The organism is Pseudomonas sp. 10S4 (genome assembly GCF_034344865.1).
Taxonomy (GTDB): Bacteria; Pseudomonadota; Gammaproteobacteria; order Pseudomonadales; family Pseudomonadaceae; genus Aquipseudomonas.
In genome coordinates this window covers 6,771,940-6,785,306 of sequence record NZ_CP133774.1, presented here as the reverse complement: position 1 = coordinate 6,785,306, position 13,367 = coordinate 6,771,940, and the positions used below count along the sequence as shown (strand labels likewise).

The following is a 13,367-nucleotide window of genomic DNA, read 5'->3' as shown; positions in this document are numbered from 1 at the left end:
AAACCCGACGCAGGCCTGGACGCGACCGCTGGATCGACTGCCTGTCCATGGAGACTTGAGTGAGCCCGGTCGGCGACTGGATACGAAACACGATGGCCGCACTGGTGCGTGCGTTAGGGCGCGTCATGACTTCAGTGCCCCGGCTCTGCTCAAAGCAGAATAGACCTCCGTGGCTGGCACAACGCGCAAAGCGACCAAAAGCAGGCGATTTCCAGATGAATATTTAGTTAGCTTTGTAAATGCTCGGGAATGAAGCGGCCGTCAACGGGTGACGGTCTCTGCAGGCGCTGGCTGGCAATGGCTTTTTCAAGGACGCCATCGCCAGTAAACCGTGCTCCTGAAGGGGTTCCCGTTCCGCGTTATTGAGCGGCCAACCGGTCACTCGCCACTTTCACCCCATCGCGCCCATCCCGACTACTCACCCCCACCAACCACGCTTCCAGCACTTGCGGATTGGCCTTCAACCACGCCTTCGCCGCCTCCCGCGGCTTCTGGTTCTGATTCAACACCGCGTCCATCAACTGGTTCTCCATGGCCAGACTGAACTCCATGTTCTGCAGCAACTTGCCGACATTGCTGCATTGCGTGAGGTAGTCCTTGCGCACGTTGGTGTAGACCGTTGCCTGACCAAAATTCGGCCCTCGAAGTACCTCATCGCCACCGCTGAGGTACTTCATCTTGTTGCGGGTGTTCATCGGGTGCGGTTCCCAGCCGAGGAACACCATCCATTCGTTTTTGCGGGTAGCGCGCTTGAGTTGCGAGAGCATGGCCGCTTCGCTGGACTCCACGACTTTGAAGTCCTTGAGGCCGAAGGCGTCCTTGTCGATCATGCTCTGGATCAGGCGATTGCCGTCGTTGCCCGGTTCGATGCCATAGATCTGGCCGTTGAGTTTGTCCTTGAATTTGGCGATGTCGGCAAAATCATGCAGCCCGGCGTCGTACACGTAATCCGGCACGGCCAGGGTGTATTTGGCGCCGTGCAGGTTGGCGCGTACGGTTTCTACGGTGCCGGCGTCACGGAAGGGTTTGATGTCGTTTTCGGTAGTGGGCATCCAGTTGCCGAGGAACACGTCCAGGTCCTTGCCCGCGGCCAGGGCGCGGTAGGTGACCGGGATCGACAGCAGGGTGGTTTTGGTGGTGTAGCCGAGGGACTCCAGTACTTCGCTGGTGATGGCGGTGGTGACGGTGATATCGGTCCAGCCGACGTCGGAAAACCGTACCGTGGCGCAGGATTCAGGTTCCGCTGCGTGCACCATCAACGGCAGGGTAAGGGTTGCAAGCAAGAGCAAGGCTTTCATGGGGTCAACTCCTCGAAGGTAAACGTCGGCAGCGGTTTGGGGTGTGGTGGTGTTGTTTTTATGGTGGGTGCAAAAAAAGCTGTGGCGAGTGGGCTTTCTGTGGCTTGCTCGCGCTGGGCTGCGAAGCGGCCCCTCTGCGTCCTTTCAGACAGACCGAGTTGTTTGAATCTACGACTGCTTCGCAGCCGAACGGGAGCAAGCTCCCTCGCCACAGAAAGCCTCTTCACCACATACTGACCCGGCTCGGCGAATTCGCTGACATGCCCGGCCACGTGCCAGGCGTGCATGAAAATGTTGTCGCGCTCAGCCTTGAACAGCGTCTCGTCGAAAAAATAACGCGAGGGCAGCGTGAAGGCTTCTTCCGGGTCCTGATGATCCCAACCCTCTACGGGGCTTTGCTGTTTGCGGGTCTGGAAATTTTGCATGGGACGCTCTCCACAGTGGCTGGCCGCACGGCACGGCGGCTTGTCCTGGGAGCTAATTTAGGGGGCGAGGGAGGGTGGGGATTGATGGATTGCGACCAGTTGCCGAAGGAAATCATCAAGCAGCCACGATGCCCGGTGATCCACCGGGCATCGCTCAATGATTTAAACCCGTTCGAATATCGCCGCAATTCCCTGACCGCCACCAATGCACATGGTCACCAGTGCGTAACGGCCGTTGATGCGGTGAAGTTCATGGATGGCTTTGGTCGCAATGATTGCCCCTGTCGCGCCTACCGGGTGCCCGAGGGAAATGCCCGAGCCGTTCGGGTTGACTTTGGCCGGGTCCAGTTCCAGTTCCTGACTGACCGCACACGCTTGAGCGGCGAAGGCGATGTTTGCCTCGATCACGTCCAGATCCGCCACGGTCAAACCCGCGCGTTTGAGTGCCAGGCGCGTGGCTGGAATCGGTCCCAGGCCCATCAGCTCCGGTTCAACACCTGCGTGGGCATAGCTGACCAGGCGCGCCAGAGGCCGCAGGTTGTTGGCTCGCACCGCGCTGCCGGTGGCCATGACCAGCGCAGCGGCACCATCGTTCAGGCCTGAAGCATTGCCGGCAGTCACCGAGCCGTCCTTCTTGAACGCGGGCTTCATCTGCGACAGCTGTTCGAGGGAGGTAGTGCGAGGATGCTCGTCGACGCTAAACAGCCTGGTTTCCTTGCGATCACGAACTTCGACGGCGGCGATTTGCTCGCTGAAGTAGCCATTGGCAATCGCGAACGCCGCGCGTTTTTGATCTTCCAGTGCGAGCGCGTCCTGCATCTGGCGGGTAATGCCGTTGCGCTCGGCGACGTTCTCGGCGGTGATGCCCATGTGGATACCGTGGAACGGGTCATGCAGGATGCCGAGCATGTAGTCGATGGCCTGGACGTTGCCCATGCGTGCGCCCCAGCGTGCGGAAGGCATCAGGTACGGTCCGCGGCTCATGGACTCGGCACCGGCGCCGATGGCGATTTCGGCGTCGCCCAGCAACAAGGTCTGGGCCGCACTGATAATGGCTTGCAGGCCGGAGCCGCAGAGGCGATTGACGTTGTAAGCGGGCGTCTCTTTCGCAAGGCCGGCGTTCATCGCCGCGACCCTGGAAATGTACGCATCGCGGGTTTCGGTCGGGATCACGTTGCCCATCACCAGATGACCGATCTGCGCCGGGTCCACACCGGAGCGTTGCAAGGCTGCCTTGACCGCCGTGGTCGCCAGATCGGCCAGTGGGACGTCCTTGAGCGAACCACCGAAGGTCCCGATGGCCGTGCGTGCGGCGCTGACAACAAAAACTTCTGGAGTGTTCATCACGTCTTTCCTATTGGTGAGTTCTTTTCTGCACTGCGATTGAACAGGGCGGTCAACGCCGCTTGTGTTTCATGGCAGGGAATTGCGGGGCAGAGCCAGCAGCAGGTCGGCCCGCTGCGTGTTCATGTGGTTGTCCAGCGCATCGAGCTTGTCGATGCGTGGGCACTCTAAGCGCCCGAACAGCGTTGATCTATGACGAAACGAGTCAACGAAACTGCTGCTTTTTGCCATGTTGTGCCGCACAACGCCCAGAGCTTCATCGAAAACAGCCGGTGAAGTGGAATACATTGCTTCGAGTTAATAGGAAGCATTACTATTCGCGCCTCCTCCCCACAGCACACTGCAATGACCCCCAAGCTGCCTCGTACCCACGGCTTTTTCGAGCATTACGAAGAGTTGATCGGCACCTGGACCCGTGCCTGAGAAATCGTCAGCAGGCCGAGGATCTGGCCCATGACACCTTCGTGCGGGTGCTTGAGTCCGATTCGGCGGCGGTGGAGCAGCCTCGGGCGTATTTGCACCAGACCGCGCGCAACATTGCGGTGGATGGCTATCGGCGTGAGGATCGGCGGGGCGCCATGGAATCCGAGGCGGTTGATCACAGTGTGTCGTCGTCCGGCGACCCGGAGCATTTCATGCATGCGATCCAGTTGGCGGATTCCATCGAACAGGCCCTGACGGAGTTGCCGATCAACTGCCGCAAGGTGTTTGTCTGGCAGAAGATCGAAGGCCTGACCCAGGCGGAAATCGCCGAGCGGTTGGGGCTGTCCAAGAACATGGTGGAAAAGTATATGATCCGCACCCTGCGGCATCTGCGCGATCGCCTGGATGGGGCGCAGTCATGATTCGCGGTGCCCCGGGAAAGATCGCAGCCTTCGGCAGCTCCACAGGGAGACGTGTCGTGACGTCCTATTTCCAACCCCGGCCAAACAGGAATTTCCATGATGGATACTCGTGATTGTGCGTGCGGGCAAACAGCGGTTCGCGACGAGGCGGCACGGTGGTTTGTGCGTTTGCAGGAGCCTGCCGTGGACGCCTTGGAACATCGACGCTTTGAGGCCTGGCTGGCTGAACACCCTCAGCATGTCGATGAGTTTCAATTGCTTCAGGGCCTGTGGACGGCGGCCGATCTGTTGCCCGCCAAACGCCTGCAAGCCTTGTGCGAAACCCCGCCGCAGCGGCGCAAGCGTCGTCCACTGGGGCGTTACGCGGTGGCCGCCAGCGTGTTGACGGTGGCGCTCGGCTTGGGCTTGTTCAGCGGCTTGAATCACCCGGCGACCTATACCGCTGAATTTTCCACGGCCCTGGGCGAGCGTCAGCATGTAGCGTTGCCGGACGGTTCGATCATCGACCTGAACAGCCGCAGCCGGGTGCAGGTGCGGTTTGAAAAGGATCGTCGCGGCATCGAGCTGAAGGAAGGCGAGGCGATGTTCAGCGTTGAGCACGACACCCGTCGACCGTTTGTGGTCGAGACCGGCAATGGCCAGGTCACGGTCACCGGCACCCGGTTCGATGTGCGCCGGGACCTGACGCAAACCAGGGTCGCGGTGGAGCAGGGCACGGTCAAGGTTCAAGGGCAGGGCGCCGATTTCATCAGCCTCACCGCCGGCCTCGGCACGCACATTGATGCCCAGGGCAAGGTGGCCGCCGCCTACGCGGTCAACCCGCACGAACTGACGGCCTGGCGCAGCGGCAAACTGGTGTTCAACAACGCCAGCCTGGCTGAAGTCGCTGCCGAAGTGTCCCGCTATCGCGAGAAGCCGCTGACGGTTGGCAACGACAAAGTGGGCAATCTGCGCCTGACCAGCGTGTTCAAATCCGACAACACCGACGCGTTGCTCAAGGCCTTGCCGAGCATCTTGCCGGTGGCGGTGCGCACGTTGTCTGACGGCAGTCAGGAAATAATTTCGCGATAGATTCAGGTTTTTTTCGAGTTCTTCGTCTTCTTGTCCAACTGCAACTGGTTTGCATTAACAGACGCATACTCTTGCGATCCACAGGACATTGTTCGACGTGAAGAAAACCACCGCTAACAACAAAAAATCCACTTGGCTGCGACTCGCCCTCGCGTTGGCCGTCAGTGCCGCGCTGCCTCAGGCGTTCGCCGCCGACGCCATCCATATTCAGGCGCAGCCGCTGGATCAGGCCTTGAGCCAGTTGGGCCAGCAAACGTCGTTGCAGGTTTTTTCAGCCCGGCACTGGTCGCCGGCAAACAGGCCCCGGCGGTGGACGGCAACCTGTCCCCGGAACAGGCCCTGCGCCAATTGCTGCAAGGCAGCGGTCTGGAATATCAGATTGATGAAGGCTCGGTGACCCTGACACCAGCGCCAACTGCCGCCACCAACGGACCGCTGGAACTGGGCGTGACCGACATCAAAGTGGTTGGCGACTGGCTCGGTGACGCCGATGCCGCCGTGGTGCAGAACCACCCTGGCGCCCGGACCGTGATCCGCCGCGAAGCGATGGTCGAGCAGGGCGCCATGAATGTCGGCGACGTGCTGCGTCGCGTGCCGGGTGTGCAAGTGCAAGATGCCAACGGCACCGGCGGCAGCGATATCGCCCTGAACGTCGGCGTGCGTGGCCTGACCTCGCGCTTGTCGCCGCGCTCCACGGTGTTGATCGATGGCGTACCGGCCGCGTTCGCCCCGTATGGCCAGCCGCAACTGTCGATGGCACCGATTTCCGCCGGCAACCTCGACAGCATCGACGTAGTGCGCGGCGCTGGTTCCGTACGTTACGGGCCGCAGAACGTCGGCGGCGTAATCAACTTTGTCACCCGCGCGATCCCGGAGAAAGCCACCGGTGAAATCGGCACCACCCTCGAAACCTCCGAGCACGGTGGCTGGAAGCACGTTGACACCGCGTTTGTCGGTGGTACAGCGGACAACGGCATGGGCGTCGCGCTGTTGTACACCGGGGTGAACGGCAACGGTTACCGCGAAAGCAACAACGGCAACGACATCGACGACGTGATCCTCAAGACCCACTGGGCGCCGACCGATGTTGACGATTTCAGCCTGAATTTCCACTACTACGACGCCAGCGCCGACATGCCCGGCGGCCTGACGCAGAAGCAGTACGACGCCAGCCCGTTCCAGTCCGTGCGCGACTACGACAACTTCACCGGGCGGCGCAAGGATGTCTCGTTCAAGTGGGCGCGGCAGATCGACGACCGTACTCAGGCTGAAGTGCTGACCTACTACACCGACAGCTTTCGTGGCAGCAACATCGCCGCTCGTGATCAGCAAACCCTCAGCTCTTATCCGCGGTCCTACTACACCTTGGGCATCGAGCCGCGGGTGTCGCATGTGTTTGATGTAGGCCCGACCACTCAGGAAGTCAGCGTCGGTTATCGCTACCTCAAGGAAGCGATGCACGAGCAGTCGAGCCGCGTGGCGCTGGTGAACAACCAACCGGTGATCACCCCGACGTCCGACGGCCATGTGTTCCAGGACCGTACCGGCGGCACTGAAGCCAACTCGGTGTACATCGATAACAAAATCGACGTCGGCAACTGGACCGTGACCCCGGGCGTTCGCTTCGAACACATCAGCACTGACTGGCACGACCGCGCCGTCCTCGACACCGCTGGCAAACGCGTTCCGGAGAAAAACCGCAGCATCGAAAGCAACGAACCGCTGCCAGCGCTGAGCGTGATGTATCACCTGTCCGACGCCTGGAAGCTGTTTGCCAACTACGAGACGTCGTTCGGCAGCCTGCAATATTTCCAGCTCGGCCAGGGTGGTTCGGGTGACAGCACGGCCAACGGCCTGAACCCGGAGAAGGCCAAGACTTACGAGCTCGGCACGCGCTACAACGATGACGTGTGGGGCGGGGAAGTGACGCTGTTCTACATCGACTTCGATGACGAACTGCAATACATCAGCAACGACGTGGGCTGGACCAACCTTGGCGCGACCAAGCACCAAGGCCTTGAAGCGTCGGCGCATTACGACCTGTCCGCGCTCGACCCACGGCTCGACGGCCTGACTGCCAACGCCGGTTTCACCTACACCCGTGCCACCTACGAAGGCGAGATTCCGGGCTTCAAGGGCCGTGATTTGCCATTCTATTCACGTCAGGTGGCCACGGTTGGCTTGCGTTACGACGTGAATCGCTGGACCTACAACATCGACGGTTTCGCCCAGTCCAAGCAGCGCTCGCCGGGTACTGGCGTGAATGCGGATGGCAGCTTCACCGGCAACTACATCACCGACGGCAGCGCTGACGGGCAGTACGGCGACATGCCGGGTTACGTGACCTGGAACGTGCGCGGCGGCTATGACTTCGGCTCGCAACTGTCGAACCTGAAACTCGGCGCCGGGGTGAAAAACGTGTTCGATCACCAGTACTTCACCCGTTCCAGCGACAACAACTCGGGGATCTACGTCGGGGCACCGCGCACGTTCTTCGTGCAGGCCAGCGTCGGGTTCTGATAGACCGCGGCGGCTTCATCGCGGGCAAGCCTTGCTCCTACTTTGATCTGCGCCGTACACATAAATTGTGCCCGGCAAAGATCCCCTGTGGGAGCGAACCTGCTCGCGATGCTTTTCAGACCTTCAGCACTTTCCCGCCAATGGCCACCGCCACCAGCAATACCGCCATCAACCCAAAGGCAAAGCTCAAACTGCTGCCATGGGCGACGAACCCGATCACTGCCGGGCCGGCGAGTATCCCTGCATAACCGAGGGTGGTGATGGCTGGCACAGCAATGCTTTGCGGCATGACGGTCTGTTTGCCCACTGCGGTGTACAGCACCGGCACAATGTTCGAACAACCCGCGCCGACCAGCGCATAACCCGCCAGCGCCGCCTCCCAGGTCGGTGCGAATGTCGCCAGCGACAGGCCCACCGCAGCCGTCAGCCCACCAAACACAATCACTTTTGTCGCGCCCAAACGCCGGACAATCGCATCCCCTGTCAACCGCCCGGCGGTCATGGTCAGTGCAAACGCCGCATAACCCAGCCCGGCGTACGCCGTGTCGATTGCGCGCTCGGAGGTCAGGAAGACCGCGCTCCAGTCGAGCACCGCGCCTTCGGTGAGGAACACGATGAAGCACATCATGCCGATAAACAGCACGATGCCATGAGGCACTGCAAACGCCGGGCCGGAGCTTTCACTGCCGTAAGGCAGCAGATGCGGCGCGGCTTTAAGCAACGCCGCGATCAGCACCGCGATCACCACCAGCGTCGCGCCCAATGGCGAAATCCCGAGGCCAAGCAGGGCGCTGACGCCCGCCGCCCCGACAATCCCACCCAGGCTGAACAGGCCATGGAAACCCGACATCATGTTCTTGCCGCTGGCCCGCTCGACGATCACCGCTTGCAGGTTCACCGTCGAGTCCACCGTGCCCAACCCCGCGCCAAACATGAACAGCGTGGCAATCAACGCCGGAATCGACGACACCGTCGCCAACAGCGGCAGCGCCGCGCAGATCAGCAACACCCCGGCGCTTACCACGCGGCGGCAGCCGAAACGCGTGGCCAGCATCCCCGCTATCGGCATCGCCAGGATCGACCCTACCCCCAGGCACAACAGCAGCAAACCGAGCGTCCCTTCATCCATCCCGGCACGAGCCTTGGCGTAAGGCACCAGCGGCGCCCACGCAGCGATGCCGAGACCGGCGATGAAAAAAGCGACACGGGTGGACATCTGTTCCAGGCGTCCGGGAACAAATGAGAATTGGGCGTTGAGGTTGGTCATATCGATCCTTGGCAAAAAACGTCGCGTACCCAAGGGACAGTGACTCACCAGTGAGGTTCGATCAGCGTCCGCTGCGGTTCACGGTCAGGCAGGGTGACATCCTTGCACAGCCTGACCCTCCATCGCGAGCGTCAGTGGCGTTCGCACAAAATGCGCAAGTGTTGGTCACGCACTTGCAGGATCTCGAACAAACCCAACGCCCTCAGTGCCGGCAAGGCCTCGACGATGTCCTGCTCGGCCACACGCCGCTGCTCGTCGCTGGCGCCTGGGTCGGCCAGCATTCGCGCATTGATCAGAAAAGCCCCGACCGTGCCTTTGCGCACAGTCATGCCGTTGAATTGGCCTTGGTCGAGAGGGTCGGGAAGCAGGTCTTCGGCGCGCATAACGGTGTCTCCGGTTGAATGAGAGTCCAGCCTAAAGCGTTGTTCGTGGCTAAACTGCCTCATCCAGGTCATTCGATAACGTGAAACTGCCAATGGTTAAACCGCTGATATCCACAGAGCTGGCGCAGTCGTCCACCGCTGCATCGGTGCTTGCCGTTACGCTGGACAGCCCGGTTGAGCGCCAAAGTGCTCTGCACCAGCATGCCCGCGGTCAATTGCTCGGGGCGCGGCGCGGGTTGTTGTCGGTGGACGCGGCGGATCATCATTGGGTGGTGCCGGCGACTCATACGGTGTGGATTCCACCGGATTGCCCGCACGGCTTGCGCTCTCACGGTCCGTTCCATGGCTGGAGCGTCTATGTGGCGGCGGCCGCGTGTGTCGGGTTGCCGCAGCAGCCGTGCATCATCGCCACCTCGGGTCTGCTGCGAGAGGCCGTTGATCGAGCGGCGACTTGGGACGGGGGCGCACGGGATCAGCGCCAGGATCGGATCGCCCAACTCATCCTCGACGAAATCGCCGCATTGCCCGCCGAACCCTTCGGCCTGCCGCTGCCCCAGGATCCGCGAGTGCGGCGGATCACCCAGGCGCTGGTCGATGACCTCGCCGACAACCGTTCGCTGGTGCAATGGGCGCAGTGGGGCGGTGTGTCGGTACGAACCCTGGCCCGGCGTTTCGTCAGCGAAACCGGCTTCACCTTCAGCCAATGGCGCCAACGCGCGCGATTGTTGCGGGCGCTGGAGTTGCTGGCGGCGGGGGAGGCTGTGACAACGATTGCGCTGGAGTTGGGGTATGACAATGTCAGCGCGTTTATTGCGATGTTTCGGCGCTCGTTTGGGGTGACGCCGGGGCGGTATTTCACCGGGCCTTGAAGGGCTTACTCGGCGTTAGCTTTCGGCCAGCAAATCGCAATGACCCCACCGGCCAGGCTCAAGAAAAACAACACCTTGGCGGCCATGAACGCGACATCAACTTCACCGGAAACCCGTCCTCCTCCAGACGCCGCGCCGGCTACACCACCTAATCCGATCAATGCGCTGAAGAGGGAAATCGCCAGCAGTATGGCGGCGAGAATGGCGAGGGTTTTACGCATGGTGTTGCTCCTTTATTGAATGAATCTTCCTTGGGTATTCCGGCTATAGCTCTGGGCGTTGGTCCGGGTGTTCGGCGTCAAAGCCTTGTTTGGGGTGGGGAGGGAGGGGGTGGTCTTTCATGAGATTGGGGAAGCGTAACTGAGGGTTAGCCTCTATTTGTTCCCATAGGCTGGCATACAGTTCATGAAGCTTAGGATCTGGCTGATATCCAAAGTTATTTATGGGTTCAGGTTCAGACTCAAATACTCCGCTGAGATAGCTAAACCCAGTGGAACTACCTAACGATGCGGCACGCTGATAATAGAACAGCGCACGTGGTTTGTTTTTTCTAGCTGTATCATAAAAACTTGCGGTTTTTTCTATGGCGTCGGGATTATCCTGAGCGCCCGCACATCGGTAATAGCGCTCAGCCATGTCATCGTCCTGCTTATCCCTGGGGAGAGCAAAAGCGAAATATTGGCCGATTTGAACCTGGGCCAATGGACTGCCTAATTGCGCTGCCTGGAACATATAAGAACTGGCCATCCGGTCCGACTTCAAAACCCCTCGTCCATTTTCGGCAACCACGGCCCAGTTGTAATAACCCAGCGGGACTTTGAGTTTCACCATGCGTTCATAGAGGTCGAGCATCTTGCTGGTGTCTTGTTCAACGCCGGGTTGCCCTGGCCAGCCCGTGCGATAGAGTCCCGCCAGGTTGTGCATCGCCTTCCAATGATCTTTGGCGATGGCTTTTTCGTAGAGCCCGACGATGGTTTTCCAGTCTTTGACTCCTCGTACTTTCTCCAAAGCGCGGGCCTGTTGAAACCAGCGTTCAGCTTCCGCATCCAGCGGCGGGTTGTGGTCTTTTTCGTAGGCGCAGGTAAAGGTTGGATAGGCCATGGCCGGAGCTCCGCTCAACAAAAGTGAAAAAATGAGGGCACAAAAATAGATGGCTTTAGTCAATGGCTTTGGCATAAGGCGTCTCCACGTCCCAAAAACGCGTTAGATGGGCTATCAATGGCTCATTTTTGTTTTTATTTTCCCAGTTTTTATCCATCACATCGTTCCATTTTTTGAAGTTTTTAGTTGCATTACAGCGCCCCTTGTCATCGTTAAACGACTTACCTACATGCAACTTCCACAACTCTTCCCGCCAATGCTTGGCCAGCTCAGCATCCGGTGCAGCCAGTCCTAATTCAGAGTCGGTATGCAGACTGCGGGTGTTGATATTCGCCGAACTGAGCAGACTAAAGACATCGTCCACCACCAACAGTTTTGAGTGTACGTAGATCCCACGGAAAAACGCCTGCTCCCCTTCGGACAACATGCTGCCCGGCTCGGGGCTACACGCCGTTAGCGTCGCAATGACGACCTTGAGTCCCGGTAAATCCTTGAGGGTGTAAGGTTTTGGATCTTCACTGTCATCCGATTTCGGCTTGCTGAGTTCAGGAATATCTTTTGGTTTGAGACCGCCCAGACGCTCTTCTACTTCAGGGGTGACGCCTTTTTTTCCAACTCGGTAATCTCGCGCTTCAGTACCTCGGCTCGGTTGAGCTGAGCCCGCTGCACGTAGGGATCGTTCTGTGGATTTGCGTCCAGATACGCCACCTGGCTGCGCTTTCGGAGCGTTTCTTCGACTAGGCTGCGCTGAGCCTGAGGCATCAGTTGCTCCTGCCCCAGTTCCTGCAAGGTGGCATAGGTGGTGCTGGAAAAGCCCTTGTCGTTCGGGTTGTTGGTGACGACGAACAAGTACAACTCCTTGTCTCTACCCTTTGCGATATAAGCAGCCGCCAGTTCACGTAACTGTTTTGCAAACGGCGGGTAGCGGAAATACTGGTTTTCAAAATAGGCGTAGTTGCGCACGTTGCCTAAAGCCTTGTGGTACAGCTCCAGAATAGAGGTCTCGGCACCTTCTTGCGGTTGTGTGCGGCAAATCTGCGCCATGGTTGAGCCGGCGGCTTTGAAATTGTCCGGCTTGATGGCCTGGCGCTGATCGCGCAGGCCATCGACAAACCATTTTTTGACCCAAAAGGTTTCCCGATCCCAAGCGGTGCTGAAGTTGTGGTTCAGGTCATGCAGAGCAGGACCTTGCACTTTCATCGACAAGTCCTGCCAAGGACCGAAGCCTGGGCTACGCCGCGCGGCTTTGTCGTCATACAGGTGCGCGCTGGTATCCCAGTAATTGCGATGCATGTTGTGACCCATGACGAAGCCAACCGCGTTCGCAGTGTCTTCATAGTCCACTAACACCATCTTCTGGTGGTGGCTGGCAAACAGGGTCAACAGCAACATATGCGCAAAGTTGGTATCGGGTGCTTCCCCTTTCATCAATCGATAAAGGGTCGCCAGACGTCCTTTTTCATTGCGCATCTGTGGCCCGCGTATGGCGGCATTCAGCGGAATTTCCGTGGAGAAGTCTCGGGTACGAAACTCGACGTTCTGCATTCGCCCATCGTGGATGCGGCTGAACCACTCCCGCGTGTATTCCTCATCTTTGGGGGAATATTTGGGCGCACCAGATCCTTTGAGTTTGTTGTAGCCACCTTGGCCGTTCAGTTGTGCTTCGATGTCGGCAAGAATGCTCTGCAACTCACTTTCGCGTTGCTGATAGCGATATCCCGTGCCGTAAGCAGGCAATTGACCCGAACGCAATTTGGCCAATTCATGCTGGTTAACAGTTCTACGATATTCGAGCTGCTGGCGAGCCTCCACAGAGCTATCAGACGCTGCGCTCCCTCTAACCATACCCGACCCCGCAGCAGTACCTCCCGAGCCCGCCAGACCATCGCCAATGATAGTGTTTTCAACAAAGTTGGCCAGCGGGTTCTTCCAGATCAGCACACGGGTCTTTACGCCATTGCGACCTCGAACATCCAGTAGCTCACCGATTCGATCACTGCCGGGCTTGAAACGCATCGCCGGGTCGAATCCCCAGCTGATGATTTCGACACTCTTTGTCGCGGCCTGAATGGCATCGTAGACAGCACCAAACGCCTTGTCACCGTTGATCAGCGGAGTGACCTTGATGCCGGCTCTCGGTGGGTACATCGCTTTGGCCGCAAACCAGTCCATGGTCAAGGCGGTGGACTTGTGCTCTTTCGGCGTCAGCTGGATCACTTCTTTGCTGTAATCAGTCGTCATTCG

At 59.3% G+C, this 13,367-nt stretch carries 13 protein-coding genes and 1 pseudogene; 4 read left to right on the top strand and 10 right to left on the bottom strand.

The window, feature by feature from the left end; translation table 11 throughout:
* Positions 1-359: 359 nt before the first annotated feature.
* The 4 genes and pseudogenes from RHM58_RS31805 to RHM58_RS31790 form a co-directional block, all read right to left on the bottom strand.
* Positions 360-1,298 (bottom strand): choline ABC transporter substrate-binding protein, encoded by a 939-nt coding sequence (locus RHM58_RS31805; protein ID WP_322269161.1) that lies wholly within the window; start codon positions 1,296-1,298, stop codon positions 360-362.
* 215 nt (positions 1,299-1,513) lie between these two features.
* Positions 1,514-1,723, bottom strand: a pseudogene (locus RHM58_RS34255) (aromatic ring-hydroxylating dioxygenase subunit alpha); the annotation flags it as partial.
* 162 nt (positions 1,724-1,885) lie between these two features.
* Positions 1,886-3,067 (bottom strand): acetyl-CoA C-acyltransferase family protein, encoded by a 1,182-nt coding sequence (locus RHM58_RS31795; protein WP_322269159.1) that lies wholly within the window; start codon positions 3,065-3,067, stop codon positions 1,886-1,888.
* A gap of 69 nt (positions 3,068-3,136) precedes the next feature.
* Positions 3,137-3,355 (bottom strand): hypothetical protein, encoded by a 219-nt coding sequence (locus tag RHM58_RS31790; RefSeq protein WP_322270939.1) that lies wholly within the window; start codon positions 3,353-3,355, stop codon positions 3,137-3,139.
* Here RHM58_RS31790 and RHM58_RS31785 point away from each other — a divergent pair.
* From RHM58_RS31785 to RHM58_RS31775, 3 genes are all read left to right on the top strand, one after another.
* Positions 3,340-3,912 (top strand): sigma-70 family RNA polymerase sigma factor, encoded by a 573-nt coding sequence (locus RHM58_RS31785; protein ID WP_322269158.1) that lies wholly within the window; start codon positions 3,340-3,342, stop codon positions 3,910-3,912. The genes RHM58_RS31790 and RHM58_RS31785 overlap by 16 nt on opposite strands.
* Positions 3,913-4,008: 96 nt before the next feature.
* The gene (locus RHM58_RS31780; protein ID WP_322269157.1) at positions 4,009-4,983 is read left to right on the top strand and encodes a FecR family protein; all 975 of its coding nucleotides are present in this window, start codon (positions 4,009-4,011) and stop codon (positions 4,981-4,983) included.
* A gap of 309 nt (positions 4,984-5,292) precedes the next feature.
* Positions 5,293-7,503, top strand: coding sequence for a TonB-dependent siderophore receptor (locus RHM58_RS31775; RefSeq protein ID WP_322269156.1), 2,211 nt, complete (start codon positions 5,293-5,295; stop codon positions 7,501-7,503).
* Between the two features lie 115 nt (positions 7,504-7,618).
* On the opposite strand, the gene RHM58_RS31770 is transcribed toward RHM58_RS31775, so the two are convergent.
* Together RHM58_RS31770 and RHM58_RS31765 are read right to left on the bottom strand one after the other, a co-directional pair.
* Positions 7,619-8,770 carry an MFS transporter gene (locus tag RHM58_RS31770; RefSeq protein ID WP_322269155.1) on the bottom strand — a complete coding sequence of 384 codons (1,152 nt, stop codon included), beginning with the start codon at positions 8,768-8,770 and terminating at the stop codon, positions 7,619-7,621.
* Positions 8,771-8,901: 131 nt separating this feature from the next.
* Complete coding sequence (locus RHM58_RS31765) at positions 8,902-9,153, bottom strand: hypothetical protein (RefSeq protein ID WP_322269154.1); 252 nt, start codon at positions 9,151-9,153, stop codon at positions 8,902-8,904.
* A 92-nt stretch (positions 9,154-9,245) separates the two neighbouring features.
* Between RHM58_RS31765 and RHM58_RS31760 the strand changes: the two genes are divergently transcribed.
* Positions 9,246-10,022 (top strand): AraC family transcriptional regulator, encoded by a 777-nt coding sequence (locus RHM58_RS31760; RefSeq protein WP_322270932.1) that lies wholly within the window; start codon positions 9,246-9,248, stop codon positions 10,020-10,022.
* Between the two features lie 5 nt (positions 10,023-10,027).
* Here RHM58_RS31760 and RHM58_RS31755 read toward each other — a convergent pair whose 3' ends face one another.
* The 4 genes from RHM58_RS31755 to RHM58_RS31740 all read right to left on the bottom strand — a co-directional run bounded on the left by RHM58_RS31755 (position 10,028) and on the right by RHM58_RS31740 (position 13,364).
* Positions 10,028-10,243 carry a hypothetical protein gene (locus RHM58_RS31755; RefSeq protein WP_322269153.1) on the bottom strand — a complete coding sequence of 72 codons (216 nt, stop codon included), beginning with the start codon at positions 10,241-10,243 and terminating at the stop codon, positions 10,028-10,030.
* Positions 10,244-10,286: 43 nt separating this feature from the next.
* On the bottom strand, positions 10,287-11,198 hold the full coding sequence (locus tag RHM58_RS31750; RefSeq protein WP_322269152.1) for a tetratricopeptide repeat protein: 912 nt from the start codon (positions 11,196-11,198) through the stop codon (positions 10,287-10,289).
* Positions 11,179-11,550, bottom strand: coding sequence for a phospholipase D-like domain-containing protein (locus tag RHM58_RS31745; RefSeq protein WP_322269151.1), 372 nt, complete (start codon positions 11,548-11,550; stop codon positions 11,179-11,181). The genes RHM58_RS31750 and RHM58_RS31745 overlap by 20 nt, the downstream gene beginning before the upstream one ends.
* Before the next feature lie 158 nt (positions 11,551-11,708).
* On the bottom strand, positions 11,709-13,364 hold the full coding sequence (locus RHM58_RS31740; protein WP_322269150.1) for a hypothetical protein: 1,656 nt from the start codon (positions 13,362-13,364) through the stop codon (positions 11,709-11,711).
* Between the last annotated feature and the right edge of the window lie 3 nt (positions 13,365-13,367).